Origin of the sequence: Yersinia sp. 2553 StPb PI (assembly GCF_052217105.1) — a bacterium.
Lineage (GTDB): Bacteria > Pseudomonadota > Gammaproteobacteria > Enterobacterales > Enterobacteriaceae > Yersinia > Yersinia enterocolitica_E.
Genome location: NZ_JAZGPX010000002.1, coordinates 1,842,128 through 1,868,342, shown reverse-complemented (window position 1 = coordinate 1,868,342; position 26,215 = coordinate 1,842,128). Strand labels below are relative to the sequence as shown.

Below are 26,215 nucleotides of genomic sequence, written 5' to 3'. Positions count from 1 at the left end.
GAGGCCGGATGAAACCATCATCGATGAAACAGCCATCGCCCCAAGAGTCTGGGTCGATCCTGACTCAGATGATTCAACGGCTCCCGTTGCCGGATGTTCACTTCCGGCGCATATGCCAACTTATTTATCAACGAGCCGGGATAGTACTGGCCGATCACAAACGGGAAATGGTCTATAACCGCCTGGTCAGGCGGCTGAGATTGCTAGGGATTAACGATTTTGGTCAATACCTTGCTTTGCTAGAGACCGACCCGAACAGTGCAGAGTGGCAGGCATTTGTTAATGCCTTGACCACTAATCTGACGGCATTTTTCCGTGAGGCACACCATTTCCCGATTCTGGCTGAACATGCCCGCCAGCGGCCGGGAAGCTATTCGGTGTGGAGTACGGCGGCATCGACCGGTGAAGAGCCGTACTCTATCGCGATGACACTGTGTGATGTGTTGGGAAATAGAGCGGGTTCGTGTCAGGTGTTAGCCAGCGATATCGATACGCAAGTACTGGAAAAAGCGACCAGTGGTGTATACCGGCAAGATGAATTGCGTTCATTGTCGGCACAACAGATGCAACGCTATTTCTTGCGTGGCACCGGCCCACATCAAGGCATGGTGCGAGTGCGCCCGGAATTGGCCAATATGATCCATTTCCAGCAACTCAATCTGTTGGCACCAGAGTGGGCATTACCCGGGCAGTTTGATGCTATTTTTTGTCGTAATGTGATGATTTATTTTGATAAAGAAACGCAGGAGCGCATTCTGCGTCGCTTTGTCCCTTTGCTAAAACCAGGTGGTCTGATGTTTGCAGGCCACTCGGAGAATTTCAGTCAAATTAGTCGGGAATTCTATTTGCGCGGGCAGACCGTTTATGGGCTGACCAAGGAGAGGTGATGAGTAAAATCAGAGTATTGTGCGTTGATGATTCTGCATTGATGCGCCAACTAATGACCGAGATTATTAATAGTCACCCGGACATGGAAATGGTTGCAACGGCTCCCGATCCGTTGGTTGCCCGTGATTTGATCAAAAAATTCAATCCGCAGGTTTTGACGCTCGATGTCGAAATGCCGCGGATGGATGGTTTGGATTTTCTTGAAAAACTGATGCGGTTGCGGCCGATGCCGGTGGTGATGGTCTCATCATTAACCGGTAAGAACTCTGAGATAACCATGCGTGCGTTGGAGTTGGGAGCGATTGATTTTGTTACCAAACCTCAGCTTGGGATCAGAGAGGGAATGCTGGCTTACAGTGAGTTGATTGCGGAGAAAATCCGTACAGCTGCTAAAGCTCGCCTGCCGCAGCGCGGCCCAGAAAACGCGCCGGTTATGCTTACGCATACACCACTGCTCAGTAGTGAAAAGTTAATTGCAATTGGTGCCTCTACCGGGGGGACAGAAGCTATCCGTATGGTATTACAGCCGTTGCCACCGACCAGCCCGGCACTGTTAATTACTCAGCATATGCCACCGGGTTTTACCCGTTCATTTGCTGAGCGACTTAATAAGCTGTGTCAAATCACTGTGAAAGAAGCAGAAGACGGTGAGCGGGTCTTACCGGGGCATGCCTATATTGCTCCCGGCGATCGGCATATGGAACTGGCGCGTAGTGGGGCGAACTATCAGGTTCGCATTCATGACGGGCCGGCGGTTAATCGCCATCGTCCCTCGGTTGATGTCCTATTTCGCTCAGTGGCGCAGTATGCCGGGCGTAACGCCGTGGGGGTTATCCTGACGGGGATGGGCAATGATGGTGCGGCCGGGTTGTTGGAGATGTATCGCGCCGGTGCTTATACCATCGCGCAAAACGAGGCCAGTTGTGTGGTTTTCGGCATGCCGCGTGAAGCGATTGGTATGGGGGGCGTTAATGAAGTTCTGGATTTGAACCAGATAAGCCAGCGTATGTTGGCGCAGATTAGCAGTGGTCAAGCCCTGCGAATTTAGTAGACATTTTCCGGTGGAAATCGGGCGTTGATAGTTAATCGCTCAGCGGTGAGCAACAAACCTTAGGAGTTGGTATGGCGGATAAGAATCTCAGATTTTTGGTGGTAGACGATTTTTCGACCATGCGTCGTATTGTCAGAAACCTGCTGAAAGAGCTGGGTTTTAACAATGTGGAAGAGGCCGAAGATGGCGTCGACGCATTGAATAAATTACGTGCGGGTGGCTTTGATTTTGTGGTTTCTGATTGGAATATGCCGAATATGGATGGCCTGGACCTGTTGAAAACTATCCGTGCCGATGGTGCTCTTGGTACTTTGCCGGTTCTGATGGTAACCGCCGAAGCGAAAAAAGAGAATATCATCGCAGCAGCGCAAGCAGGTGCCAGTGGTTATGTAGTGAAACCTTTCACTGCCGCTACCTTGGAAGAGAAGCTCAATAAGATTTTTGAAAAGTTGGGTATGTAAGGAGGCGAGATGAGTAACCATCAAATGCCCGCAACAGATGCGGCATCGGCCAGTGATATAATAAGCCGCATTGGCCAATTGACGCGGATGTTACGCGACAGCCTGCGCGAATTAGGTCTTGATCAGGCGATTGCACAGGCTGCGGAAGCCATTCCAGATGCGCGTGATCGACTGGATTATGTCGTTCATATGACGGCTCAGGCCGCAGAAAGAGCACTGAACTGTGTTGAGGCAGCACAGCCGCGCCAAAATGAGCTGGAGTCATCGGCGAAGGCGCTTAAAGTTCGTTGGGACGAATGGTTTGCTAATCCTGTCGAGCTGTCAGATGCCCGCTCTCTGGTCACTGATACCCGTGAATATCTGGAAGTCGTACCGCAACATACCTCATTTACCAATGCACAATTGTTGGAAATCATGATGGCGCAAGATTTCCAGGACCTTACCGGTCAGGTTATCAAACGCATGATGGATGTGGTGCAAGAGATTGAGAAGCAGCTATTAATGGTACTGATGGAAAATATCCCAGATATGCCATCTAAACCGCAAAAATCTGCTGACAGTCTACTCAATGGGCCACAACTGGATAAGAATGGTGCTGGTGTTATTGCCAACCAGGATCAAGTTGATGATCTGCTAGACAGTTTAGGCTTCTAAGCCGACTGATCGACCATAATAGGCAGGTGAGGGGATATCTCATCTGCCATTATTTCTCGCTGGATTTATCGTCGTGATAATCTCATTTAAAACCGGCTATTCCTGGCGTTGCGGCTGATCGTGTTCTTCATCCCTTTTCCTTCATCTATCACTGGCTGTAGACGTTCCTGGCTATCAAATTTGACGACAGCCAGTCCCCCAACAGGCTACTGAGCCTGACATGATGTATTCATCCGAGAAATAACCCCCTAATTGCTGCTTTGTTCCATCCATAACCTTGCTGAATATTTGTCATGCTAGACAGCAATTTTTTATTTCCTAATTATCTGATATGGGAACGCTTACGCTGAACAGGAAAACCTGCTGTGGCTGAAGATAGCGACGCGGAAAAGAGCGAGGAACCCACAGCCCACAAGCTGGAGAAGGCTCGCGAAAAAGGCCAAATACCGCGTTCGCGCGAACTGACCTCGATGCTGATGCTCGGGGCCGGTTTGGCGATCCTGTGGGTATCTGGGGAGTCGATGGCTCGCCAACTGGCGGCGATGATTGCCCAAGGACTGCATTTTGACCATGGCATTATCAGCGATGATAAGCAAATGTTGCGCCAAATAGGGACGCTGCTGAGTCAAACGATGATGGCATTACTGCCCATCTTTGCCGGATTGGTGATCGTGGCGCTAGCAGTACCGATGCTGTTAGGTGGGGTGCTGTTCAGCGGAGAATCCATCAAGTTCGATTTTCAGCGGATGAGTCTGATTGCGGGCTTAAAGCGCATGTTTTCTTCTCAGGCACTGGCCGAATTGCTGAAAGCCATCCTCAAGGCCACGCTGGTCGGTTGGGTCACGGGAATATTCCTCTGGCATAACTGGCCAGATATGATGCGGTTGATGGCAGCCCCGCCAGTGGCGGCTTTAAGTGATGCTGTCCACTTGATTATTTTCTGCGGACTGGTGGTGGTATTAGGCCTGACCCCGATGGTCGGATTCGACGTGTTTTTCCAAATAACCAGCCACATTAAAAAATTACGTATGACCAAACAAGAGATACGTGATGAATTCAAAGATCAAGAAGGTGATCCACATGTGAAAGGGCGCATTCGTCAGCAGCAACGGGCTATGGCTCGTCGCCGAATGATGGCTGATGTCCCTAAAGCTGATGTAATAGTGACCAACCCAACCCACTATGCTGTTGCCTTGCAATACAACGAAGCAAAAATGAGTGCACCCAAGGTGCTGGCGAAAGGTGCTGGCGCAGTGGCACTGCGTATCCGCGAGTTAGGTGCAGAGCATCGTATTCCGTTATTAGAAGCGCCGCCGCTGGCCAGGGCACTGTTTCGGCACAGCGAGGTAGGCCAACATATTCCAGCCACCCTTTATGCCGCGGTGGCAGAAGTTCTTGCCTGGGTATACCAGTTGAAGCGTTGGAAACGGGAAGGCGGGCTAATCCCGAAAAAACCTGAACATCTGCCAGTGCCGGAAGCACTGGATTTTGCAACAGAGAGTGAGACTGACTAATGGCTAATTTGGCCGCCCTGCTACGTTTACCGGGCAATTTTAAAGATACGCAGTGGCAAATCCTTGCCGGGCCAATTCTTATCCTGATGATCTTGTCGATGATGGTGCTGCCGCTGCCGCCCTTCATCCTTGATTTGCTGTTTACCTTTAATATCGCGCTGTCCATTATGGTGCTGTTGGTTGCCATGTTTACCCAACGCACACTGGATTTTGCCGCCTTCCCAACCATTCTGTTGTTCTCAACGCTGTTGCGTTTATCGCTAAACGTCGCCTCCACCCGTATCATTCTGATGGATGGGCATACCGGTGCGGCGGCTGCGGGCCGTGTGGTGGAAGCGTTTGGTCACTTTCTGGTTGGTGGCAACTTTGCCATCGGCATCGTGGTCTTTATTATTTTGGTCATAATCAACTTTATGGTTATCACCAAAGGGGCGGGGCGTATTGCCGAAGTGGGGGCGCGCTTTGTTCTGGATGGTATGCCCGGTAAGCAGATGGCGATCGATGCCGACTTAAATGCCGGCTTGATTGGTGAAGACGAAGCCAAAAAACGCCGTTCCGATGTTACGCAAGAAGCTGACTTCTACGGTTCAATGGATGGGGCCAGTAAATTTGTTCGTGGTGATGCGGTTGCCGGGTTACTGATCATGGTGATTAACGTGGTCGGCGGCTTACTGGTCGGGGTGCTTCAGCACGACATGGCGGTGGGCCATGCAGCAGAAACCTATACCTTGCTGACGATTGGTGACGGCTTGGTAGCACAAATCCCGGCATTGGTTATCTCGACGGCGGCGGGCGTTATCGTGACCCGCGTCAGTACCGACCAGGATGTTGGCCAGCAAATGGTCACCCAGCTATTTAATAACCCACGCGTGATGGTGCTGAGTGCCAGTGTCCTCGGGTTACTGGGGATGGTGCCTGGCATGCCTAACTTTGTCTTCCTGCTATTCACCAGCGCACTGTTGGCATTAGCCTGGCGCTTACGTGGTAAGCAAATGAAGCAACCGATGGTGGCAGAATCACCGGTGGTGCAAGACCAGCAACAAGCCACTGAAGCGACCTGGTCAGATGTTCAACTGGAAGATCCGCTGGGTATGGAGGTGGGGTATCGCCTGATTCCGATGGTGGATTTCCAGCAAAATGGTGAGCTGTTGGGGCGGATTCGCAGTATTCGTAAAAAGTTTGCTCAAGAGATGGGATACCTGCCACCGGTGGTGCATATCAGAGATAATCTGGAACTGCCGCCAGCAAACTATCGGATATTAATGAAAGGGGTCGAGATTGGCAGTGGCGAAGCTCATCCCGGCCGTTGGTTAGCCATTAACCCCGGCAATGCGGTTGGCTCGTTACCCGGTGAGGCCACCCATGATCCCGCCTTCGGATTGGCGGCGGTTTGGATTGAAAGTGCATTACGTGAGCAGGCGCAGATTCAAGGTTTTACCGTGGTTGAGGCCAGCACCGTCGTGGCGACCCATCTAAACCATCTGATTAGCCAATTTGCTAGCGAACTGTTTGGCCGCCAGGAAACCCAGCAATTGCTGGACAGAGTTGCGCAAGAGATGCCGAAGCTGACGGAAGACTTCATTCCCGGCGTCGTCACCTTAACCACGCTGCATAAAGTACTGCAAAATCTACTAATGGAGCGGGTATCCATTCGCGATATGCGCACCATTATCGAGACACTGGCTGAACATGCGCCAAACCAGACCGACCCTTACGAATTAACAGCGGTAGTTCGAGTGGCGTTAGGGCGCTCCATTGCGCAACAATGGTTCCCAGGAACCGGCGAGATTCAGGTCATCGGGCTGGATGCGGCATTAGAGCGTTTGTTACTACAGGCGCTGCAAGGTGGGGGTGGTCTGGAGCCAGGTCTGGCTGACCGTTTGTTGGATCAATCTAAACAAGCGCTGCAACGTCAGGAGATGCTGGGTGCACCGCCGGTGTTGCTGGTTAACCATGCACTGCGGGCACTTTTAGCCCGTTTCTTGCGCCGCAGTTTGCCGCAGATGGTGGTGCTGTCTAATCTGGAAATTGGCGATAATCGCCAGATCCGTATGACATCAACGATAGGAGCTGCTTGATGCTAACTCGTCTCTCCCTAATGTTGGCTACACTACTTCCGGTATGTGTATTGCCGTTGAATGCTGTCGCTTCAGGCACTTGGGTGGCGGACGATATTGGGGTTACGCAGGGTTTGCGCGGGGTAGCTACCTCGTCGGCGGTACTGCAACCACCGGTAGCGCTGGCGCAGGAAAATGCGCGCATCGTGTCGGTTGGCTGGCGCTACCAATTAATGTCGACAGCGCCAGAGGGGTTACAGGTTAAATTATGCACCCCGACCCGTTGTATGCCACTTGAGGGTGGCAGCGGACAGAGCCGGGGACTGGCGGGAGAGGCGGCAGCAACTCAACTGAGGTTTGTTTACTTTATTGCCGGTAAAGGCCGAGTTAACCCGCCGTTGCAAGTGATCAGCAATCAGGTGCTGGTCAATTATCGCTAAAACCAGACGAAGGGGTAATAGCAAGTCATACAGAAATAGACCGGATGTTCGAGCTGATTGTTGGTCTCAACGGCCTGCACTGCTTGACTCATTGACAGTGCTGCCGCCCCGCAAAAAAAACACCCCAGTAGCAGACTTACATACCTTTTTTTCATATCTCCTCCTTGAAACTAAGCACATTTGCTCAGTTTCAGCAGACTAAAACATCGGAGAAAAACAGGAAAACTCATTTTTTAAGTAGGTAGAAAGCATTGAGGGCACGAGTCAATTAACGCGGAGGAACGGTACGGATATAAGCCTCGACTGAGCGGCGGTTTATATCCGTAGGGATGAGGTTTTAAATACCGATCTTGCGGCCCAGTAGACTGGCACCTTTAGAATGACCATCTGGCCCGTATAGTGACTGGCCGTGGCGGGTATTCAATACTGCCAGCGCCTGAGTATTATGCTCAATATGCTGTTGTAGCAATAATCCATTGTGCAAATTACTGTACTGAAGGTTCTCAGCCAACTGCAAGATACGTTGCCAACGTATTGCCAACTCTTGAATCTCGCTATAAGGCGCCTGTATATTGGCCGCAATTTCGGTGGTGAGCCGGGTTTGATCCAGATAAGCCAAGGTGGCCAGTATTGAACTTTTTTGTTCCGTCACACCTTGCAGCACGACACCTTGAATCCGACCGGAGCAGAGTAATTGCTGCTCTTGTGCTACCACAGTCGTCAGTGACTCGAGAAGTTCCAGTTGCTGGTCCAAATTGGTCTGTAGTCTTTCCACCACCACGTATCCTTTTACGGTTAACGACTGTTTTGCGGTTAACGATTGTTCTAGGGTTAATGACTTTTGTTATGTTTAGCTATTTCTCAGATCATCCGCGACATTCTTTAACAGAGCATCGGCAATTTTACCGGTGTCCATCGTTAGTTGACCTGAACGGATAGCCTGTTTTAAGGTTTCTACACGTTCTACGTTGATGTCCTGGCTGCCCGGTTGCATCAGTTTTGCCTGCGCATCACTTAATTTAACCTCAGTACCACTCACCTGTGCTTTTGTTTGGGCAGAAGGCTTACGCATCTGCTGCGCAATGTCACTGGTTTCCCGTGGCTGCACTTGCGATACCGGTAATAACGGTTGAGTGCGATCAATACTCATGTTGTGTTGCTCCCTCTATAGCGGGATTGACGTTTATCGACCCGCGAGACTTTTATCTTTTAACAAAAAGAAAGGCGGGATTGTCACTGTGCTACCCGCAAATAACTGCATACCAGAGTTATCGGCAAAGGTTAAAAAAACTTTAATCACTATAACATAATCCGAATTGTGCCATCTTCGGCCACGGTGCCACTGACGATTTGGCCAGATGCCATGCGCACCCGAACGTTATCCTGTATGGCGGCGTTGTTCATCGCTTTACCATTGCTGTTAACATTAAATCCTTCTCCCTGTGCCAAAACTTGCACCTCTTGCCCTGCTTTAATGACCCACAATCGACGCAGCATATTGCGCGTCAGCGGCTGGCCGGCACTGATTTGCCGCAAGCTGACGGCACCTTGAGCAAAATGTGAATCCAGCAAGGCGCCGGGGGGGAGGGTATCCAACCGGCCTTGTTTCATCTGAATATCAGACACGGCAATTTTCTCACCAGCTGCCAGTTGGCGGCCAGCCACAGCATATTGTCCACTAACCTGCACTTGTGTCTGAATAAAACGGCGAACCCCCTCACAGCGTACGGACAAACTGATATTGCCCCACGGGCGCGCATTGGCAGGCAGCGTAATTTCTGGCACTTCGCATTGTGGCCATTGGTTCTGTGGCGTTTTGATAACCACCTTAACCTGACTCTCTTTATCCGGGTATTGCTGTTGGAAGAATTGATTTACCTGCGTTGATAAATCTGCCGCCATCGCTGAATGAGTGACGGTCTGACTCAGCAACAGCACCCCCCAAGCCAACTTTATGACGCCATTTTTATTCATTGTCATCAATCTCCTTTCTGCCGGTGTAACCAGGTAATACCAAGGCACACCTCTTTTGCACACTAGTGTACCTGTAGCGCGATGAGGTTAAGGGGACAAATAGCGACGCATTTTGCTCTTATTCTGGCGATAGGCTTTCCTATACGGCGTTTATGCTGTCGACTCCAAATTCTAACCTTGCGGGGGGACTATGCTCGACAAACTGGACGGTGCTCTGCGTTTTCAACAAGAGGCGCTTAACTTGCGTGCGCAACGACAGGAGATCCTGTCGTCCAATATTGCAAATGCGGATACACCCGGCTTTCAGGCACGTGATATTGATTTCTCCAGCCAACTGAAAAAAGTGATGGAGCAAGGCCGTGCCACAGGTACAGGGGTGTCGCTCAGTTTAACGTCAGCCCGTCATATCCCGGCAAGCACCGTTGCGCCACCTGACCTTGACCTTTTATTCCGGGTTCCAGACCAGCCGGCGATGGACGGTAACACGGTTGATATGGATCGTGAACGTACTAATTTTGCCGATAACAGCCTGAAATATCAGACCGATTTGACCGTTCTTGGCGGCCAGATCAAAGGGATGATGTCAGTGTTACAACAAGGATAAGACGTATGTCTTTACTGAATATTTTTGATATTGCCGGTTCGGCATTATCAGCCCAATCGCAACGGTTGAACGTCAGCGCCAGTAACATGGCCAACGCCGATAGCGTTACCGGCCCGGATGGTCAGCCTTATCGTGCCAAGCAAGTGGTGTTTCAGGTAGCGGCTCAACCAGGGCAGGAAACCGGCGGGGTACGTGTATCACAAATCGTTGACGATCCCGCACCGGATCGTTTGGTGTATCAGCCGGGTAATCCGCTGGCTGATGCCAAGGGCTATGTCCGCATGCCCAACGTTGATGTAACAGGGGAAATGATTAACACCATTTCGGCCTCGCGTAGCTATCAAGCCAACGTTGAAGTGCTTAATACCACTAAATCTCTGATGCTCAAGACGCTAACACTGGGTCAATAACAGGAGCTTGTATACATGGCCATTACCAATTCCCTGACCGATAGCGATTACGGTATTACCAGCACTAGCGGGACCAATTCCACCACCGGTAGCGGTAGCACCAGTCAGGATTTGCAGAACAGTTTCCTGACGTTGCTGGTTGCCCAGTTAAAGAATCAGGACCCGACTAACCCAATGCAAAACAACGAGTTGACAACGCAATTGGCGCAAATCAACACCGTAAGCGGCATTGAAAAGTTGAATACTACGCTGGGTTCCATCTCCGGGCAGATTGATAGCAGCCAGTCGCTGCAAGCCAGTAGCCTGATTGGCCACGGCGTGATGATCCCTGGCACCACGGTGTTGGCAGGCAGTAAAGATGGCACCGTCACTACTACGCCATTTGGTGTTGAGTTAGAACGTTCAGCAGACAAAGTGACGGCAACCATCAGCGACAGCAATGGTCTGGCAGTACGCACCATTGAAATCGGTGGTCTGTCAGCAGGTGTCCACTCCTTTACCTGGGATGGTTCACTGGAAGCGGGCGGTAATGCGCCAGATGGTGCTTACACCGTAACGATCGCCGCCAGCAGTGGTAGCGAATCACTGGTTGCTACTCCGCTGAGCTATGCGGTTGTTAATGGTGTGACCCGTGGCAGTGACGGTTCCAAGCTGGATCTGGGCCTGGCGGGGACTATCACCATGGATAAAGTCCGTCAGATTTTGTAGGTCAGAGATCAGTCTTAAGCAGTAACCAAACAAACACCACGGTGAGTTAACTAATTGAAAAAACTTACCTTAATTTTTAAATAGCGTTTGATATGTCATCAATGCTCAAGGTCTTTAACGGACCCCGAATCTAACGGAGAAGAAAATGGGCTTTTCTCAAGCAGTCAGCGGTTTGAACGCAGCATCCAGCAATCTGGATGTGATCGGTAACAATATCGCCAACTCGGCGACATCAGGTTTTAAAGCCGGCTCAGTTTCTTTTGCCGATATGTTCGCAGGTTCACAGACCGGTATGGGGGTTAAAGTCGCCGGGATTACTCAAGACTTTAACGACGGTACGCCAACCACCACCAACCGTCGTTTGGATTTAGCCATCAGCCAGAGTGGTTTCTTCCGCATGCAAGATAGCAGCGGCGGTGTGTACTTTGCCCGTAACGGCCAGTTCAAACTTGATGAAAACCGTAACATCGTTAACATGCAAGGGCTGAGTCTGACCGGTTATCCGGCAACAGGAACTCCTCCTACCATACAGCAAGGGGCAAACCCGGTACCCCTGTCGATTCCTCAGGATATGATTGCCGCGAAAGCCACCACCTCGGGCAATATGGTCGCTAACCTGACCTCAACCCATGATGTTATTAGCGCAACCTTTGATCCGCAAAAGCCAGATACTTACAGCTTTGTGAATAACATGACCACCTACGATAGCCTGGGTAACCGCCACGTTATCAATGTGTATTATGTGAAAACCGCTGAAGATGCCGTCAATGGTAATAGCTGGAATGTCTATACCAAGGACAGCAGCGGGACATTGGCCGATGCGACTAAACCTTTTGCCCCTGCTGACCCTGCCGCTGCCTCTCTGCGCGGAACGATGGTATTTGATACCAATGGCGCACTGAAAAGCGTGAAAAATGGCGCGGGTGCTGCCAGTACCACTGACTTCAATCTGACTGTCCCTATGGCGGTGGTGAATGGTGCCCCGGCGCAAACCTTCGCGCTGAATGTTGGGGGTAGCAAACAGCAAAATACCGGTACTGACGGTATTGTGACTCAAAACCAAACCGGCTATGCCGCAGGTGAGTTCACCGGCTTCCAGATCAACAACGATGGCTCGGTTGTCGGCACTTATTCAAACCAGCAGACCCAACTGCTTGGCCAAATTGTGCTGGTTAACTTCTCTAACCCTGAAGGTTTGTCTCCTGAAGGCGATAACGTTTGGAAAGAAACCAAATCTTCCGGTAACCCGATCCTCGGTACCGCCGGTGGTGGTGGTTTCGGCACCTTGACCAGTGGCGCGTTGGAGTCTTCTAACGTGGATTTGAGTAAAGAACTGGTGAATATGATTGTGGCGCAACGTAACTATCAGTCCAATGCGCAGACCATCAAAACTCAGGATCAGATCTTACAAACTCTGGTTAACCTGCGTTAATCGAACTGACGGGATAAGCTCATGGATCACGCAATATATACCGCGATGGGGGCTGCCAGGCAGTCGCTGGAGCAGCAAGCGGTTACGGCTAACAATCTGGCTAACGCCTCGACGCCGGGTTTCCGCGCGCAGTTGTCAGCGATGCGTGCCGTACCTATCGACGGGCCGAGCATGGCAACCCGTACCATGGTGACGGCATCGACCCCCGGTGTGGATATCAGTCAGGGGACGATGAATTATAGCGGCCGCCCATTGGATGTTGCCTTACAGCAAGATGGTTATCTGGCGGTACAACTGCCTGATGGTACCGAGGCTTATACTCGCAATGGGAATATTCAGGTTGCGGCTAACGGTCAAATGACCGTGCAGGGCTACCCGCTGATGGGCGATAACGGCCCGATTGAAGTGCCACCGCAGGCCGCAGTGACTATTGCGGCTGATGGCACCATTTCGGCGCTGAACGCCGGTGACTCACCGAATACGATTGCTCAGCTCGGCCAAATCAAACGGGTTAGGGCCAATGCGGGTGAAGTGATGCACGGTGATGACGGTTTGTTCCATTTGACTCCCGCGACGCAACAGGCGCGTGGTGCTCAGTTGGCCAATGACCCGCTGATTAAAATTATGCCGGGTGTACTGGAGGGCAGCAACGTGAAAGCGGTTGAAGCCATGACAGACATGATTGCCAATGCCCGCAGTTTCGAAATGCAGATGAAAGTCATTCACAGTGTGGATGAAAATGAACAGCGCGCTAATCAGCTGTTAGCAATGGGCTAAGCGCGCAGGCGCAGAGGAATAAACTGATGATCCGATCATTATGGATTGCCAAAACCGGTTTGGATGCACAGCAGACCAATATGGATGTCATCGCCAACAACCTGGCGAACGTCAGCACCAATGGCTTTAAGCGCCAGCGGGCGGTATTTGAAGATTTGCTCTACCAGACGATGCGCCAGCCGGGTGCGCAATCCTCCGAGCAGACAACCTTGCCATCGGGTTTACAGATTGGTACTGGTGTTCGCCCGGTAGCGACAGAGCGTTTACACAGTCAAGGCAACCTGTCCAAGACCGACAATACCAAAGATATCGCCATTAAAGGTGAAGGGTTCTTTCAGGTGCAAATGCCTGATGGTACCAACGCTTATACTCGCGATGGGTCTTTTCAGGTGGACCAAAACGGCCAGTTAGTAACATCCGGCGGTTTTCAGGTACAACCGGCGATTATCATTCCGGCCAATGCCCTGAGCATGACGGTGGGGCGCGACGGGATAGTCAGTGTCACCTTGCAGGGGCAAACTGCCACGCAGCAAGTCGGGCAACTGACATTGACCACATTTATCAATAACAGTGGCTTGGAAAGTATTGGCGAAAACCTGTATCAGGAGACCGCCAGTTCCGGTGCACCAAACGAAACCACGCCAGGTCTGAACGGCGGGGGCTTGCTGTATCAGGGCTATGTTGAAACCTCTAACGTCAATGTGGCGGAAGAGTTGGTCAATATGATCCAGACGCAACGAGCCTATGAAATCAACAGTAAAGCGGTTTCAACTTCAGACCAGATGTTGCAAAAACTGACCCAATTGTAAATCCGCTTTCAGGGGGTAATTTAGCCCCCTGACTGCAACAGAATAATGAGTAGATGAGGCCGACCGCGTGGCCTCTTACCGGTTACAGGACTGATAATCAGAGATGGACAGAAAGCCGCTGCGCAAATCAGGTGGATTGAAATGGGTCTGTATGCCGTTGACGGCGATGCTGCTCAATGGCTGCGCGTATATTCCGCATAAACCACTGGTGGATGGTACCACCTCGGCACAACCGGCACCGGCCAGTGCGCCGTTGCCGAATGGCTCTATTTTCCAGGCTGCTCAGCCAATGAACTATGGTTATCAACCTTTGTTCGAAGACCGTCGCCCACGTAATGTCGGTGACACGCTGACCATTACCTTGCAGGAAAATGTCAGTGCCAGCAAAAGCTCCTCTGCCAACGCTAGCCGTAATGGTTCAAGCAAATTTGGTGTCGCCACCGCGCCGCGTTATCTGGAAGGATTATTGGGCAATGCGCGGGCTGATATGGATATCTCAGGTGACAATACCTTTGGCGGTAAGGGCGGGGCGAATGCCAACAACACCTTCAGCGGCACGATCACCGTTACCGTCGATCGCGTGCTCGCTAACGGCAACTTGCATGTGGTCGGTGAGAAACAGATTGCAATCAACCAGGGGACTGAATTTATCCGCTTCTCTGGGGTAGTAAACCCACGCACCATCAGCGGCAGCAACACCGTGACCTCAACGCAGGTTGCAGATGCGCGCATCGAGTATGTGGGTAATGGTTATATCAATGAAGCGCAGACCATGGGCTGGTTGCAGCGGTTCTTCCTTAATATCTCACCGTACTAAGAGGCCGTCGATGCGTAAACAGTCACTTGTCACTCTATTTGTTATACAGCTTATTGCGCTGCTCACACTGGTGTCATTACCTGCCACCGCAGAGCGTATCCGTGATTTGGTGACCGTTCAGGGAGTACGTGATAACGCGTTAATCGGTTATGGCCTTGTGGTCGGCCTGGATGGTTCCGGTGACCAGACCATGCAAACGCCGTTTACCACGCAAAGCCTGAGTAACATGCTGTCGCAGTTGGGGATTACCGTACCGCCAGGTACCAATATGCAGCTCAAAAACGTAGCAGCAGTGATGGTCACGGCCAAGTTACCGGCATTCTCCCGTGCCGGGCAAACCATTGATATTGTGGTTTCTTCAATGGGTAATGCCAAAAGTATTCGCGGCGGCACCCTGCTGATGACCCCATTGAAAGGGGTGGATAATCAGGTTTATGCCCTGGCACAAGGTAACGTGCTGGTCGGCGGTGCGGGTGCGGCATCGGGTGGCAGTAGTGTACAGGTCAACCAACTGACCGGTGGGCGAATCAGCAATGGTGCCACTATCGAACGTGAGCTGCCGACGACCTTTGGTACCGATGGTGTGATTAATCTTCAATTGAATACCGAGGATTTCACCATGGCACAACAGGTGAGTGATGCCATTAACCGCCAGCGCGGTTTTGGTTCTGCCACAGCGATTGATGCTCGCACCATTCAGGTTTTGGTCCCGCGCGGCAGCAGCTCGCAAGTGCGTTTCCTGGCAGATATTCAAAATATCCCAGTGAATGTCGATGCGGGTGATGCCAAGGTGATTATCAACTCTCGTACCGGCTCGGTGGTGATGAACCGCAATGTAATGCTGGATTCTTGTGCTGTGGCGCAAGGGAATCTATCGGTGGTGATTGATAAGCAAAATACCGTCAGCCAGCCTGATACCCCATTTGGTGGTGGGCAGACCGTAGTTACCCCGAATACTCAGATTTCCGTTCAGCAACAAGGTGGGGTATTGCAACGCGTCAATGCCAGCCCGAATCTGAATAATGTGGTCCGCGCCCTGAACTCGCTGGGGGCAACCCCGATCGATTTGATGTCTATCTTGCAGGCAATGCAAAGTGCTGGCTGCTTGCGGGCTAAATTGGAAATTATCTGATGAGTGATTTGATGGCGATGTCTGGGGCGGCGTATGACGCCCAATCACTGAATACCTTAAAACGTGATGCGGCAAGAGATCCACAGGGTAACTTGAGGCAGGTTGCCCAGCAGGTAGAGGGGATGTTTGTGCAGATGATGCTGAAAAGTATGCGTTCTGCCTTGCCGCAAGATGGCGTGATGAACAGTGATCAGACCCGGCTTTATACCTCGATGTATGACCAACAAGTCGCGCAGCAAATGTCGGTCAAGGGGTTGGGTCTGGCCGATATGATGGTGGAGCAGCTTTCAGGCTCTACCTCGCCAAGTGAAACGGCAGGAACGGTGCCGATGCTGCTGGATAATGAAGTGCTGCAAACATTGCCAGCACAGGCATTGGCACAAATGGTACGTCGCGCCATGCCAACACCGCCAGCCAACAACTCAGCGTCATTGCCACAGGGCACCGGTAATTTCGTGGCGCGGATGTCTATTCCGGCGCAAATTGCCAGTCAGCAAAGTGGCATTCCTCATCAGCTGATTGTGGCTCAGGCGGCACTGGAGTCGGGCTGGGGTCAGCGCGAAATTCCGACGGCCGACGGCAAAACCAGTTACAACGTATTTGGCATCAAAGCGGGTAGCAACTGGGATGGTCCAGTCAGTGAAATTACGACTACCGAATATGAGCAAGGTGTGGCGAAGAAAACCAAAGCTCGCTTTCGGGTATATGGCTCATATGTCGAGGCCGTCAGTGATTATGTCAAATTACTGACACAAAACCCGCGCTACGCCAATGTTGCCGCAGCACAAAGCCCTGAGCAGGGGGCACATGCGCTGCAACAAGCCGGTTATGCCACCGACCCGCAATATGCGCAAAAATTAGTCAGCGTGATCCAGCAAATGAAAAATAGCGGCGAACAAGCAGTAAAGGCATACAGCAGCGACCTAAGTCAGTTGTTCTAAATAGGCTATTTTATTTTCCATTTTGGGATTGGACAGTGCTCGGTACCGTTACGTAGCCATAATTTACAAAGTCATGGTGTGCGCTGGCTGCACCCAAACTGTCTGCGACAATAACGCCTATTGGATTGGTGAGGATCGAGATTTACACCCATATTTTGACTCAAGTTTTCCAAAGTCGAGCCGATAATAATCACAGGCTGTGCGGAGGCTTAGGTCTCCTCAGGCAGTATCCCAATATTAATTAATGCAGGCGCTGCGATGCTCGTCGTCTGTGGTAAAAGGATTTCTTCATGTCCAATAGTTTAATGAATACTGCGATGAGTGGTCTGAGCGCAGCGCAATATGCCCTGAGCACCGTCAGTAATAACATCACTAATTTTCAGGTGGCGGGCTATAACCGTCAGAATACTATTTTTGCCCAAAATGGTGGAACCTTAAGTCCCGCCGGCTTTATTGGTAATGGCGTTGCAGTAACCGGTGTTAACCGCGAATATAACTCGTTTATTACCAACCAATTACGTTCTTCACAAACGCAAAGCAGTGGCTTAACTACCTACTATCAGCAAATTTCGCAAATTGATAATTTGCTCTCTAATTCGTCCAATAACCTCTCCAGCACCATGCAGGACTTTTTCAGTAACCTGCAAAATTTGGTGAGTAATGCCGGTGATGATGCGGCCCGTAAAACGGTATTGGGCAAGGCTGAAGGGTTGGTTAACCAGTTCCAGAATGCGGATAAATATCTGCGTGATATGGATACCGGCGTAAACCAGAAGATCACCGAAAGCGTTACGCAAATCAATAACTATGCTGACCAAATTGCCAAGTTAAACGATCAAATTACCCGTTTGCGCGGCAGCAGTGGCAGCGAGCCAAATGCGTTACTCGATCAGCGCGACCAATTGGTCACCGAATTGAACCAGATTGTTGGCGTGACCGTGACCCAGCAAGACGGCGATGCTTACAACGTTTCTTTTGCCAGCGGTCTGCCATTGGTGCAAGGACCGGATTCTTATAAAGTCGAAGCCATACCTTCCAGCAGTGATGCTACCCGATTAACCATTGGCTACAAATATGGTAGTGGCGATGTGCTTGAAGTGGACGAAAGCCGCCTGACCACCGGTAGCCTGGGGGGTACGCTGAAATTCCGCAGTGAGGCACTCGACAGTGCACGTAACCAACTGGGGCAATTGGCCCTGGTCATGGCAGACAGCTTCAATACTCAGCATAAAGCCGGATTTGATACCAGCGGTGATCCGGGCGTTGATTTCTTCAGCTTTGCACAACCAAATGTGTTGAAAAATGCAAGAAATCAGGGTGATGCCAGCTTGACGGTGTCCTACACCGATACTTCAAAAGTCAAAGCCAGTGATTATAGTGTGGAGTTTGATGGAACTGACTGGCAGGTGACACGGCTGTCTGATAACACCAAAGTGCCGGCTAACCCGGTAAAAGACGGCAGTGGTAACACCACTGGGCTGAGCTTTGATGGTGTCGCCGTCAGTGTTGATAACGGCACTGCCGGCGCGCAAGCCAGAGATAAATTCATCGTCAAAACCGTCTCTAACGTGGCTGCTAATTTACAGGTCGATATCACCGACTCAAGTAAGATTGCTGCTGCCGGTACCGCTGATGGTGGCGCGAGTGACAACGTTAACGCCCAGGCATTGTTAGACCTGCAAACCAAAAAACTGGTTGATGGCAAAGCCACGCTGTCTGGTGCTTATGCCGGTTTGGTCAGTAACGTCGGTAACCAAACCAGCACCGCGAAAACCAACAGCACGGCGCAAGCCAATATCGTCAAACAGTTGACCGCCGAGCAGCAGTCTATTTCCGGCGTGAACCTGGATGAAGAGTACGGCGATTTACAGCGTTTCCAGCAATATTATCTGGCGAATGCCCAGGTCATTCAGACGGCTTCGACGCTGTTTAATGCGTTGCTGAGTCTGCGCGGTTAATTTTTTGTCAGCGGCAGAGAGTCCCTGTCGCTACTTATCTTATTTAGCGGTTAGTCAGTATCCCTGTTAAGACAGATTGATTGTTGAAACGGGGTTGGCGGGCTGAACGATTACTAAAAGGAACTGGCATCATGCGCTTAAGTACCAGCATGCTGTATCAGCAAAATATGCAGGGCGTGACTAACGCCCAATCACTGTGGATGCAGTCGGGCCAACAACTCTCCACCGGCAAGCGGGTGGTTAACCCTTCCGATGACCCGATGGCCGCATCTCAAGCGGTGATGGTGTCGCAAGCCCAATCGGAAAATAGCCAATATACTTTAGCGCGCAGTTTCGCTCGCCAAAGTTCTTCGCTGGAAACCACGGTTTTGGCGCAGGCGACCAGTACCATTCAATCAATTCAGACCTTAGTCATTAGCGCGAAGAGCGATATGTTGAGTGATGATGACCGTGCCTCTTACGCCACTCAGTTACAGGGTTTGAAAGACCAACTGGTCAATCAGGCTAACACCACTGATGGCAACGGTCGTTACATCTTTGCTGGCTTCAAAAGTGACAAAGCGCCGTTTGCGGTTAGTGCTACCGGTGATGTGACTTATCAGGGCGGCGATGTCGCTATTGAGCAGAAAGTCGATGCTAACCGTTCGATTACAGTTGGACATACCGGTTCCAGTGTCTTTATGGCATTGACCAGTAATGCGAAACCTGAACCTGATGATGCCGGTGGTAATCCGGTTGCGTCAGAAAGCAATATTTTCAATACCATCGATACCGTGCTGAACTCACTGAAAGTCCCGTTACAAGGGGCGACTGATGCGGTTAAAGATCAAGCTAATGCCGATATGGATAAAGGTATCCGTGGGATGTCCAACTCATTGAATAATGTGTTGTCGGTTCAAGCCGAAATCGGTACCCAACTGCAAGAGCTAGACAACCTGGATAGTTTGGGCAGTGACCGTAATTTGATTAATAAACAGCGTTTGAGTGATTTGCAGGATGTGGATTGGACCGCGGCTATCTCGTCATATGTGATGCAGCAGGCTGCGCTACAGGCTTCATATACCACATTTACCAATATGCAGGGTTTGTCCCTGTTCCAGCTTAATAAGTAATCCGTCTTCTGCCTGTGGGTCTACCCCACAGGTTCCCTCTTAAGTGTACTTAAACCGGGTGCACTTTTTGGTGTGTCATCTTTTCCCACTAAGGTTTGGGGTGACATACCATTTTTTTGCAGCGACTCAGTTTGCCAATCCGCTCAATACGCCTGCTAATCGGTCAAAAACTTCCCCGAACAGATGCTCAGCAAAGGGGGGCAGCAATGGCATTATCAATCCGATTGAGATGATCCCGACGGTCAAGGTCAGTGGAAAACCGATAACGAACACCGAAAGCTGTGGGGTCATTCGGTTTAGCATGCCTAATGCCATATTCAGAGTTAACAACAGCGTGATCAGCGGCAATGCCAACATCAGCCCATTCATAAAGATTAATGAGCCGGCCTGCGTCAAGGCCAGAAAGCCATTACCATTGAGCGGTTCGAACTGAATGGGTAAGGTATGAAAACTGTCGGCCAACAATGAAATCAGCCATAAATGACCATCAAAAGTGAGGAATAACAGCAGGGCCAGCAAGTTAAGTAACCGGGCTAAAACCGGCATATTCGGCCCCCCCGAGGGGTCAAAGAAGGTCGCGAACGATAATCCCATCTGTAAACCAATCACTTCACCGGCCAGCCGGATGGCAGCAAAAGCAAATTGCATGGTCAAGCCGATGGCTACCCCAATCAACACTTGTTGGGCGGCGACCCAGACTGCACCGGTTGAGACTAAGGGAATATTGACCGGGGGCAGCGAAGGGGCAATCAGAAAAGTAATTAACAGCGCCAAACCGACTTTAACTTTGCGGTTTATCTGTTTCTCACTTAACACCGGCGCGGTGGTGATCAGCGCCAGCACCCGAATTAACGGCCAGAAATACTGGCTGACCCAGAGGCTAAGTTGAGTGGTATCGAGGGAAAGCACCGTTAGCCAATCAACGTGGGCAGGCTGGTGAACAGATTACGCATATAGTCCAGTATCAGGTTCAGCATCCATGGGCCTGCGATCACCATCGTGGCGAACACGGCCAGTATTTTTGGGATGAATGACAATGTCATTTCGTTAATTTGCGTTGCTGCCTGCAACAGGCTCACGATCAGGCCGCTTATCAGGGCGGCTAATAACAAGGGAGCAGCCAGAGCAAGTGCAATCTTCATTGCCTCAACGCCGAGGGCCATTACCGATTCAGGTGTCATGATGAGTCTACCTTAGCTATAAAAACTCTGTGCCAGGGAACCCAGTAGTAGCTGCCAACCATCAACCAAGACAAATAGCATCAGCTTGAAGGGCAGTGAGATACTGGCTGGGGGAACCATCATCATCCCCAATGCCATCAGCACACTGGCTACCACCAGATCGATAATCAGGAAGGGAATAAACACGGTAAAACCGATTTGGAAGGCGGTTTTCAGCTCGCTGGTGACATAGGCAGGTAGCAGAATGCGCATCGGTACCACTTCGGGACCTTCCAATGGCGGCAGATTGGCCAGCCGGGCATACAGTGCCAGATCTGATTCTCGGGTTTGGCGCAGCATAAATTCACGTAAAGGTTGTGAGCCTTTATCCATTGCCACTTCCATGCTTATCTTGTCCTGACTGAAAGGCAGATAAGCGTCCTGATACACCTTGTCAAATACCGGCGACATAATAAAAAATGTCAGAAACAGCGCCAGACCCAACATCACCTGATTGGGTGGTGCAGAGGGGGTACCCAATGCGTTGCGCAGCAACCCGAGCACAATAATAATACGGGTAAAACTGGTCATCATCAGTAAGGCGGCAGGCAGGAAACTCAGGGTGGTGATGAAAACCAAGGTCTGAACCGGTAAAGACCAGCTCTGCCCACCATTAGCCAATGGCTGGCTGATGATACCGGGTAGTTGAGCCAGTACCGCCGGAGAGCAGAGTAAGCCTAATAGCAGTAGGGTGGTTTTATTGATGAGTGCAGCCAGAAGACGGCGCAGCAGCAACCGATAAGTGAAATCAGTGTTGGCCGCTGCGGTTGTTACGCTATTTGCTGCGGTAAGCACGGGGCGAAGAGACATCATGCCGATTTTTCCGGGTGTTTCGATTTCTTGTTAAATAGATGGTTGTTCAGTAGCTGGCGAAAATCGGCCGGTTTCGCACGGTCGGGCGACGAAGCCGCTGTGGCTTCATCAATCGCAGGACGTGTCAGAGTGTGGAGTTGTGTCACCTGCTGTGCAGTTACGCCTAACACCAGCCAGGTATTGTCTACTTCAACAATGACCACCCGTTCGCGCTGACCAACCTGACAACTGGCCTTCACATTCAATAATTTGTTGTTACGTGCCTGCGGGGCAAAACCTAAACGGCGTACCAGCCAGGCACCACATAAAATCAGCAGTAAAATACCGCCTAACACGCTGCCAACCTGCGTTAACACCGAGCCGGCAGGTATCGCTGGTGCCGTCTGTTGCACCGCAGTACCTGGGTGGCTGGCCGCAAAGCCAGTAACCGGTGTCGTAACCGTGGATGCGGCAGTATCAACCTGTGCTGCGGTCATTAGCGGCTCAGACGGCGCATACGTTCTGACGGAGTAATGATGTCAGTGATACGTACGCCATATTTATCAGCGACTACCACCACTTCACCCTGCGCAATCAGATAACCGTTAATCAAAATATCCAATGGCTCACCGGCCAGTCCATCAAGGGAGACGACCGAGCCTTGAGACAAGCGCAGTAACTCTTTGATGGTCATTTTGGTGCGACCCAGTTCAACGGTCAGCTTTACCGGGATATCCAGAATTAAATCGATATCCTGTAGGTTACCCAAGGCATCCGGCGCTTCCAGTGATTTAAATACCCCCTCGGTGGTGGCCGCTGGTTTATCCGCTGCCTGCTGCTCATTAAACGCATCAGCCCACAGATCGTCCACGGATTCCTTTCCATCATCAGACGGAAGCTTAGGGTCACTCATTGGGCTGTTCCTCATTCAGAGCATTCAAAATAGGGTTAATCAAATGTTCAACACGTAGGGCATATTGCCCGTTTAATGTCCCGTACTGACTGGTCAGTACCGGGACGCCGTCGACATGCGCAATCAGTCGATCCGGTTTATCTATGGGTAATACATCCCCTGGTTGCAGCTTGAGTATCTGCGATAGTCTCAGCGGGATATCGACAAAATTAGCCACCAGCTCCAGCTCGGAGTGCTGCACTTGCTTCACCAGTGTTTCGCGCCAGTGGCTATCTTCCTGTCGGGAATTTTCCAACGGTGGGTTGGTTAGCAGCTCACGCAATGGCTCGATCATGGCGAAGGGAATACAGATGTTGAACTCACCGCTCAACGCACCGATCTCCACATGGAAAGGAGTGGTGACCACGATATCGTTGGGGGAGGTGGTGATATTGGTGAATTTTACCTGTATTTCAGAACGGACATATTCCACATCAATTTTATAGATAGGTGCCCAGGCATCACGGTAGGCATCCAGTGCCAGCCGTAACATGCGGTTAATCACACGTTGTTCGGTGTGGGTAAACTCGCGACCTTCTACTTTGGTGGGGAAGCGACCATCACCACCGAACAGATTATCAACCGCAATAAAGACCAGGCTCGGGGCGAAAACGAATAGCGCGGTGCCGCGTAGCGGTTTGAGATGAATCAGGTTGAGATTGGTCGGTACCGGCAGATTACGGGCAAAGTCGTGGTATGGCTGAATTTTTATCGGGCCGACGGTGATATCCGGGCTGCGACGTAACAGGTTAAACAGCCCCATACGGAACTGACGAGCAAAACGTTCATTGATGATCTCCAACGCTTGCAGGCGTTCACGCACCACACGTCGCTGGGTCGTCGGATCGTAAGGTTTAACGTCTGTTTCATTACCGACGACAGCAACTGGCTCATCGCCACCGCTGTCACCGTTTAACAGTGCGTCAATCTCTGCTTGTGAAAGAATGCTATCGCCCATAATGATTATCGCAATATAAATGCGGTAAACAGCACATCGCTGACTACCTGATTAGGTTGGCCTTTAACCATTGGCGGGCTAAGTACGTTTTTAATTTCACCGACTAAACGCTGTTTGCCTTCTTCATTTGACAGGCTATCGGCGGACTGCCGAGAAAGTAGCAACAGCAAGCGGCTGCGAACTTCCGGCAGATAGTCATTGAGTTTAGCGCGAGTCGTATCGTCGGGCAGCCTTAACGTTAATCCGATATAAAGCACGCGATCCAGATTGTTATCTGGCGTGATCAGATTGACCGTAAAGGTCTCCAGCGGCATAAACACCGGAATAACAGGAACGGCTTTCGCAGCGGTAGGTTTACTCTTATGGAGTATCCACCAGCTATAACCGCCACCTGCAGATGCTGCCACAGCAATCAGCACTAGCAGGATCACCCAGATCGAACTCTTACGCTTGGCCGGGAAGGTATTATCAGACATGGAGAAGACAAATTCCTGTTTCGGTATCAAACCGGTGAATCACGACAATAACCTGGGGTATCTCATTGCTGGATGGCACAAACCGCTGACCACCGACAAATAACCCCATGCTATCCGAATTATTACTGATGATTATCCCGCGTATCTTTAATGCCAATAGGCAGAATAGGTGGCGAAAAACGGCCTAACTTGTCCGTTTGTCACCTTTTGCTGAAATTAACACCCGTTTTAGGCGAAAATATCAACACCACCATTACCATTAGCCAGTGATTGCAACGCCGCAGGTGTCACTAGCGGTGTGCTGTTCGGTACATCACCCGATGCGCTGCTACCGTAAGCGGGTTGGCCGTGTGATGCGAAACTCTGCTGATTTTGTTGGCTCTGTTGTTGTGCCTGTTGCCACTGTCCTTCACTGCCGACACTGCTTTGGCCCAACTGGATACCACTTTCAGCCAATGCCGAGCGTAAACTTGGCATCGCCGCTTCAATAGCTGCCCGAACCTGGCTGTGAGCTGAAGCAAAGTGCAACTGAGCTTGGTTATCTTCCATTTTCAGGCTGATTTGCAATGCCCCCAACTCTTGCGGATGTAGCCGCAGTTCAGCATTTTGTTGGCCGTTACGGCTGAACATCACCACTTGCTGACCCAGCGATTGTTGCCATTCCTGGCTACCTAACTGAGCACTTAAATGGCCACTGACTGGCACGCTAACCGCACCACTGGCCGTCGCTGGCAGGACCGGGCTGGAAACCGGAGTGAGTGATGGTGTTACCGTGGCTGAACTCACGGCTATTTTATCCACGGCGGCTGTGGCAATAGTTTTGTCAGCCTGTACTGCTACAGGAACTGCTTTCGCGCTGAGACTGCTATCTGCATCCTGTGCTGCTGTTAGGCGCACCAATTTATCTTGAGCTGTGGTGGTTTTTGTCTTACCGGGGGTGGCCGCTGGCAGTGCGTTGTTGCTGGCATTGTCACTTTTCGCAGTGCCGATTGTGCCGCCGATCAATGCCGCCAAACCTTTATCTTGTGAGGTCAGACTGGTCAGAGTGGCTAAGTCCTGCTTAGCGCTGGTTTTGTCGCTGGTCAGGCCATTGCCGTCAGTCAACTGCGTTTTCTGCCCATTGTTGGCGCTGCCCAGCGTGGTAGCAACCTGGTGGGGTAACATGGCTAATAACGACTGCAACGCACTGGATTCGGCCAGCGCGGTGGTTTTATCCAGCGTGCTGTCATCATCTAAGGTGGTTTTCTTCACATTAGCCGCGTCTCCAGTCTGCCCTGCGTGGGTCAGGCCTGCAGGCAACGTGGCACTGATATCACCTAAGGCGGCCAATAACTGATTCAATTTACTGTTACCACTGATTGACTTTCCTCCATCCACATCGGCAGTGATATCAGTGGTTGCAGCCAGCGATGATTTCAGGGTCGAGGCATCCATAACCGTCAGCTCTTTACCCAGTTGGTCACCCAATAATTTGGCAAAATCAGCCGGTAGCCCCGCGTCTGTAAACAGCGCAGCAATCGATGAAGAGGATGATGCGCCCTCAGTTTCACTGGCAGTCGCAGTGGCAGGCAATAGGGACAGATTCATGAATTAAGACTCCTTTGTGAGGCGCGCTGTGCGAACTCATCCATCAATTTTTGATCCAAACGGCTTTCTTGCAGACGCAGGGTGGTTTCAGCCCGCTCATTCAAGGTTTCAAATGCATTTAACCGCTGCTGCTTTTCTTGCCAATGCTTAACTGCCTGTTCAACTTTGACATTCCACTGAGCCAACTGATTACGATGTTGGTCAATAGCTTGCTCCAGCGTCTGAATAAATTGCTGATAGTTTTGCCAACTGGAGGAGGCCATCCCGTTACTCAGTGTGTCATTCAACCGCACCCGGTATTCATCCTGATAAGTCAGCAACATCGTGAGTTGCTGCTCAGCATTCTGATAGGACAGGCGAACCTGACCCAGTTGCGTGCTTGCCTGTTCGACGGCTTTCTGGGCCAGATCGCGCAGGGTGATGAGAGGTGACTGACTTTTCATCGTATTCCTTATACCCTCCGTACTTGAAGCCGCAGGGTTGTTGGCTAC

At 51.0% G+C, this 26,215-nt stretch carries 31 protein-coding genes; 18 read left to right on the top strand and 13 right to left on the bottom strand.

Translation table 11 applies throughout. The annotated features are described in order from the left end of the window. Positions 1–8: 8 nt before the first annotated feature. From cheR to V2A84_RS09995, 7 genes are all read left to right on the top strand, one after another. The gene (gene cheR / locus V2A84_RS10025; RefSeq protein ID WP_372558662.1) at positions 9–887 is read left to right on the top strand and encodes a protein-glutamate O-methyltransferase CheR; all 879 of its coding nucleotides are present in this window, start codon (positions 9–11) and stop codon (positions 885–887) included. Beyond that, positions 887–1,936 carry a protein-glutamate methylesterase/protein-glutamine glutaminase gene (locus V2A84_RS10020; protein WP_083159168.1) on the top strand — a complete coding sequence of 350 codons (1,050 nt, stop codon included), beginning with the start codon at positions 887–889 and terminating at the stop codon, positions 1,934–1,936. Before cheR ends, V2A84_RS10020 begins: the two co-directional genes overlap by 1 nt. A gap of 74 nt (positions 1,937–2,010) precedes the next feature. Continuing rightward, positions 2,011–2,400 (top strand): chemotaxis response regulator CheY, encoded by a 390-nt coding sequence (gene cheY / locus V2A84_RS10015; RefSeq protein ID WP_049605622.1) that lies wholly within the window; start codon positions 2,011–2,013, stop codon positions 2,398–2,400. Positions 2,401–2,409: 9 nt separating this feature from the next. Next, complete coding sequence (cheZ, locus tag V2A84_RS10010) at positions 2,410–3,054, top strand: protein phosphatase CheZ (RefSeq protein WP_083159167.1); 645 nt, start codon at positions 2,410–2,412, stop codon at positions 3,052–3,054. A 365-nt stretch (positions 3,055–3,419) separates the two neighbouring features. Then, positions 3,420–4,568 (top strand): flagellar biosynthesis protein FlhB, encoded by a 1,149-nt coding sequence (flhB, locus tag V2A84_RS10005; protein WP_083159166.1) that lies wholly within the window; start codon positions 3,420–3,422, stop codon positions 4,566–4,568. Then, a complete protein-coding gene (flhA, locus tag V2A84_RS10000) occupies positions 4,568–6,646 on the top strand; it encodes a flagellar biosynthesis protein FlhA (RefSeq protein ID WP_083159165.1) in 2,079 nt (692 codons plus the stop codon). The genes flhB and flhA overlap by 1 nt, the downstream gene beginning before the upstream one ends. Continuing rightward, positions 6,646–7,065, top strand: coding sequence for a flagellar protein FlhE (locus V2A84_RS09995; protein WP_083159164.1), 420 nt, complete (start codon positions 6,646–6,648; stop codon positions 7,063–7,065). The genes flhA and V2A84_RS09995 overlap by 1 nt, the downstream gene beginning before the upstream one ends. Here the strand turns inward: V2A84_RS09995 and V2A84_RS09990 are convergent. The 4 genes from V2A84_RS09990 to flgA all read right to left on the bottom strand — a co-directional run bounded on the left by V2A84_RS09990 (position 7,062) and on the right by flgA (position 9,045). After that, positions 7,062–7,220 carry a hypothetical protein gene (locus V2A84_RS09990; protein ID WP_193784676.1) on the bottom strand — a complete coding sequence of 53 codons (159 nt, stop codon included), beginning with the start codon at positions 7,218–7,220 and terminating at the stop codon, positions 7,062–7,064. The genes V2A84_RS09995 and V2A84_RS09990 overlap by 4 nt on opposite strands. A gap of 182 nt (positions 7,221–7,402) precedes the next feature. Next, positions 7,403–7,843: a flagella synthesis protein FlgN gene (locus V2A84_RS09985; protein WP_083159163.1), complete on the bottom strand. Its 441-nt coding sequence runs from the start codon at positions 7,841–7,843 to the stop codon at positions 7,403–7,405. A gap of 72 nt (positions 7,844–7,915) precedes the next feature. Further along, the gene (gene flgM / locus V2A84_RS09980; RefSeq protein ID WP_083159162.1) at positions 7,916–8,215 is read right to left on the bottom strand and encodes a flagellar biosynthesis anti-sigma factor FlgM; all 300 of its coding nucleotides are present in this window, start codon (positions 8,213–8,215) and stop codon (positions 7,916–7,918) included. Positions 8,216–8,364: 149 nt separating this feature from the next. Further along, entirely contained in the window at positions 8,365–9,045 is a 681-nt protein-coding gene (gene flgA / locus V2A84_RS09975; protein ID WP_083159161.1) for a flagellar basal body P-ring formation chaperone FlgA, read from the bottom strand. A 184-nt stretch (positions 9,046–9,229) separates the two neighbouring features. Here flgA and flgB point away from each other — a divergent pair, with 184 nt between their 5' ends. The 11 genes from flgB (at position 9,230) to flgL (ending at position 19,739) form a co-directional block, all read left to right on the top strand. Beyond that, positions 9,230–9,643, top strand: a complete 414-nt coding sequence (gene flgB, locus V2A84_RS09970; RefSeq protein ID WP_083159160.1) for a flagellar basal body rod protein FlgB — start codon at positions 9,230–9,232, stop codon at positions 9,641–9,643. Positions 9,644–9,648: 5 nt separating this feature from the next. Beyond that, positions 9,649–10,053: a flagellar basal body rod protein FlgC gene (gene flgC / locus V2A84_RS09965; RefSeq protein ID WP_005189321.1), complete on the top strand. Its 405-nt coding sequence runs from the start codon at positions 9,649–9,651 to the stop codon at positions 10,051–10,053. A gap of 15 nt (positions 10,054–10,068) precedes the next feature. Further along, entirely contained in the window at positions 10,069–10,761 is a 693-nt protein-coding gene (gene flgD / locus V2A84_RS09960; protein WP_083159159.1) for a flagellar hook assembly protein FlgD, read from the top strand. Between the two features lie 145 nt (positions 10,762–10,906). Then, on the top strand, positions 10,907–12,193 hold the full coding sequence (gene flgE, locus V2A84_RS09955; protein ID WP_442848778.1) for a flagellar hook protein FlgE: 1,287 nt from the start codon (positions 10,907–10,909) through the stop codon (positions 12,191–12,193). A 21-nt stretch (positions 12,194–12,214) separates the two neighbouring features. After that, positions 12,215–12,970, top strand: a complete 756-nt coding sequence (locus V2A84_RS09950) for a flagellar basal body rod protein FlgF (RefSeq protein ID WP_005189342.1) — start codon at positions 12,215–12,217, stop codon at positions 12,968–12,970. A gap of 26 nt (positions 12,971–12,996) precedes the next feature. Next, positions 12,997–13,779, top strand: coding sequence for a flagellar basal-body rod protein FlgG (gene flgG, locus V2A84_RS09945; RefSeq protein ID WP_442848777.1), 783 nt, complete (start codon positions 12,997–12,999; stop codon positions 13,777–13,779). A 103-nt stretch (positions 13,780–13,882) separates the two neighbouring features. Then, complete coding sequence (gene flgH / locus V2A84_RS09940; RefSeq protein WP_102970433.1) at positions 13,883–14,596, top strand: flagellar basal body L-ring protein FlgH; 714 nt, start codon at positions 13,883–13,885, stop codon at positions 14,594–14,596. Between the two features lie 10 nt (positions 14,597–14,606). Next, entirely contained in the window at positions 14,607–15,728 is a 1,122-nt protein-coding gene (locus V2A84_RS09935) for a flagellar basal body P-ring protein FlgI (protein ID WP_372558672.1), read from the top strand. Beyond that, positions 15,728–16,669, top strand: a complete 942-nt coding sequence (gene flgJ, locus V2A84_RS09930; protein WP_102970432.1) for a flagellar assembly peptidoglycan hydrolase FlgJ — start codon at positions 15,728–15,730, stop codon at positions 16,667–16,669. Before V2A84_RS09935 ends, flgJ begins: the two co-directional genes overlap by 1 nt. Before the next feature lie 290 nt (positions 16,670–16,959). Continuing rightward, positions 16,960–18,627, top strand: coding sequence for a flagellar hook-associated protein FlgK (flgK, locus tag V2A84_RS09925; RefSeq protein ID WP_083159156.1), 1,668 nt, complete (start codon positions 16,960–16,962; stop codon positions 18,625–18,627). A 131-nt stretch (positions 18,628–18,758) separates the two neighbouring features. Then, positions 18,759–19,739 (top strand): flagellar hook-associated protein FlgL, encoded by a 981-nt coding sequence (flgL, locus tag V2A84_RS09920; protein ID WP_083159155.1) that lies wholly within the window; start codon positions 18,759–18,761, stop codon positions 19,737–19,739. 126 nt (positions 19,740–19,865) lie between these two features. Here flgL and fliR read toward each other — a convergent pair whose 3' ends face one another. From fliR to fliJ, 9 genes are all read right to left on the bottom strand, one after another. Further along, complete coding sequence (fliR, locus tag V2A84_RS09915) at positions 19,866–20,648, bottom strand: flagellar biosynthetic protein FliR (protein ID WP_102970431.1); 783 nt, start codon at positions 20,646–20,648, stop codon at positions 19,866–19,868. 2 nt (positions 20,649–20,650) lie between these two features. Continuing rightward, positions 20,651–20,920 (bottom strand): flagellar biosynthesis protein FliQ, encoded by a 270-nt coding sequence (gene fliQ, locus V2A84_RS09910; RefSeq protein ID WP_083159154.1) that lies wholly within the window; start codon positions 20,918–20,920, stop codon positions 20,651–20,653. A 12-nt stretch (positions 20,921–20,932) separates the two neighbouring features. Beyond that, complete coding sequence (gene fliP, locus V2A84_RS09905; RefSeq protein WP_372559879.1) at positions 20,933–21,688, bottom strand: flagellar type III secretion system pore protein FliP; 756 nt, start codon at positions 21,686–21,688, stop codon at positions 20,933–20,935. A gap of 80 nt (positions 21,689–21,768) precedes the next feature. After that, positions 21,769–22,248 (bottom strand): flagellar biosynthetic protein FliO, encoded by a 480-nt coding sequence (fliO, locus tag V2A84_RS09900; protein ID WP_083159153.1) that lies wholly within the window; start codon positions 22,246–22,248, stop codon positions 21,769–21,771. After that, positions 22,248–22,664 (bottom strand): flagellar motor switch protein FliN, encoded by a 417-nt coding sequence (fliN, locus tag V2A84_RS09895; protein WP_025377918.1) that lies wholly within the window; start codon positions 22,662–22,664, stop codon positions 22,248–22,250. Before fliN ends, fliO begins: the two co-directional genes overlap by 1 nt. Next, a complete protein-coding gene (gene fliM, locus V2A84_RS09890) occupies positions 22,657–23,661 on the bottom strand; it encodes a flagellar motor switch protein FliM (RefSeq protein WP_083159152.1) in 1,005 nt (334 codons plus the stop codon). The genes fliN and fliM overlap by 8 nt, the downstream gene beginning before the upstream one ends. A gap of 5 nt (positions 23,662–23,666) precedes the next feature. Then, positions 23,667–24,137 (bottom strand): flagellar basal body-associated protein FliL, encoded by a 471-nt coding sequence (gene fliL / locus V2A84_RS09885; protein ID WP_083159151.1) that lies wholly within the window; start codon positions 24,135–24,137, stop codon positions 23,667–23,669. Between the two features lie 228 nt (positions 24,138–24,365). Then, positions 24,366–25,724, bottom strand: coding sequence for a flagellar hook-length control protein FliK (locus V2A84_RS09880; RefSeq protein WP_442848776.1), 1,359 nt, complete (start codon positions 25,722–25,724; stop codon positions 24,366–24,368). Then, positions 25,721–26,167: a flagellar export protein FliJ gene (fliJ, locus tag V2A84_RS09875; RefSeq protein WP_372569021.1), complete on the bottom strand. Its 447-nt coding sequence runs from the start codon at positions 26,165–26,167 to the stop codon at positions 25,721–25,723. The genes V2A84_RS09880 and fliJ overlap by 4 nt, the downstream gene beginning before the upstream one ends. Positions 26,168–26,215: the final 48 nt, after the last annotated feature.

Bases quoted from the DNA above. Each gene is read 5' to 3' on its own strand.
- flgC (WP_005189321.1), top strand. From the start codon at position 9,649: ATGTCTTTACTGAATATTTTTGATATTGCCGGTTCGGCATTATCAGCC.
- flgM (WP_083159162.1), bottom strand. From the start codon at position 8,215: ATGAGTATTGATCGCACTCAACCGTTATTACCGGTATCGCAAGTGCAG.
- V2A84_RS09935 (WP_372558672.1), top strand. From the start codon at position 14,607: ATGCGTAAACAGTCACTTGTCACTCTATTTGTTATACAGCTTATTGCG.
- V2A84_RS09880 (WP_442848776.1), bottom strand. From the start codon at position 25,724: ATGAATCTGTCCCTATTGCCTGCCACTGCGACTGCCAGTGAAACTGAG.
- flgE (WP_442848778.1), top strand. From the start codon at position 10,907: ATGGGCTTTTCTCAAGCAGTCAGCGGTTTGAACGCAGCATCCAGCAAT.
- flgA (WP_083159161.1), bottom strand. From the start codon at position 9,045: ATGACAATGAATAAAAATGGCGTCATAAAGTTGGCTTGGGGGGTGCTG.
- V2A84_RS10020 (WP_083159168.1), top strand. From the start codon at position 887: ATGAGTAAAATCAGAGTATTGTGCGTTGATGATTCTGCATTGATGCGC.
- flgD (WP_083159159.1), top strand. From the start codon at position 10,069: ATGGCCATTACCAATTCCCTGACCGATAGCGATTACGGTATTACCAGC.
- flgH (WP_102970433.1), top strand. From the start codon at position 13,883: ATGGACAGAAAGCCGCTGCGCAAATCAGGTGGATTGAAATGGGTCTGT.
- fliL (WP_083159151.1), bottom strand. From the start codon at position 24,137: ATGTCTGATAATACCTTCCCGGCCAAGCGTAAGAGTTCGATCTGGGTG.
- flgB (WP_083159160.1), top strand. From the start codon at position 9,230: ATGCTCGACAAACTGGACGGTGCTCTGCGTTTTCAACAAGAGGCGCTT.
- flgL (WP_083159155.1), top strand. From the start codon at position 18,759: ATGCGCTTAAGTACCAGCATGCTGTATCAGCAAAATATGCAGGGCGTG.
- fliM (WP_083159152.1), bottom strand. From the start codon at position 23,661: ATGGGCGATAGCATTCTTTCACAAGCAGAGATTGACGCACTGTTAAAC.
- fliJ (WP_372569021.1), bottom strand. From the start codon at position 26,167: ATGAAAAGTCAGTCACCTCTCATCACCCTGCGCGATCTGGCCCAGAAA.
- flgG (WP_442848777.1), top strand. From the start codon at position 12,997: ATGATCCGATCATTATGGATTGCCAAAACCGGTTTGGATGCACAGCAG.
- cheR (WP_372558662.1), top strand. From the start codon at position 9: ATGAAACCATCATCGATGAAACAGCCATCGCCCCAAGAGTCTGGGTCG.
- cheZ (WP_083159167.1), top strand. From the start codon at position 2,410: ATGAGTAACCATCAAATGCCCGCAACAGATGCGGCATCGGCCAGTGAT.
- V2A84_RS09950 (WP_005189342.1), top strand. From the start codon at position 12,215: ATGGATCACGCAATATATACCGCGATGGGGGCTGCCAGGCAGTCGCTG.
- cheY (WP_049605622.1), top strand. From the start codon at position 2,011: ATGGCGGATAAGAATCTCAGATTTTTGGTGGTAGACGATTTTTCGACC.
- flgK (WP_083159156.1), top strand. From the start codon at position 16,960: ATGTCCAATAGTTTAATGAATACTGCGATGAGTGGTCTGAGCGCAGCG.
- fliO (WP_083159153.1), bottom strand. From the start codon at position 22,248: ATGACCGCAGCACAGGTTGATACTGCCGCATCCACGGTTACGACACCG.
- flhA (WP_083159165.1), top strand. From the start codon at position 4,568: ATGGCTAATTTGGCCGCCCTGCTACGTTTACCGGGCAATTTTAAAGAT.
- V2A84_RS09990 (WP_193784676.1), bottom strand. From the start codon at position 7,220: ATGAAAAAAAGGTATGTAAGTCTGCTACTGGGGTGTTTTTTTTGCGGG.
- flgJ (WP_102970432.1), top strand. From the start codon at position 15,728: ATGAGTGATTTGATGGCGATGTCTGGGGCGGCGTATGACGCCCAATCA.
- fliN (WP_025377918.1), bottom strand. From the start codon at position 22,664: ATGAGTGACCCTAAGCTTCCGTCTGATGATGGAAAGGAATCCGTGGAC.
- V2A84_RS09995 (WP_083159164.1), top strand. From the start codon at position 6,646: ATGCTAACTCGTCTCTCCCTAATGTTGGCTACACTACTTCCGGTATGT.
- fliQ (WP_083159154.1), bottom strand. From the start codon at position 20,920: ATGACACCTGAATCGGTAATGGCCCTCGGCGTTGAGGCAATGAAGATT.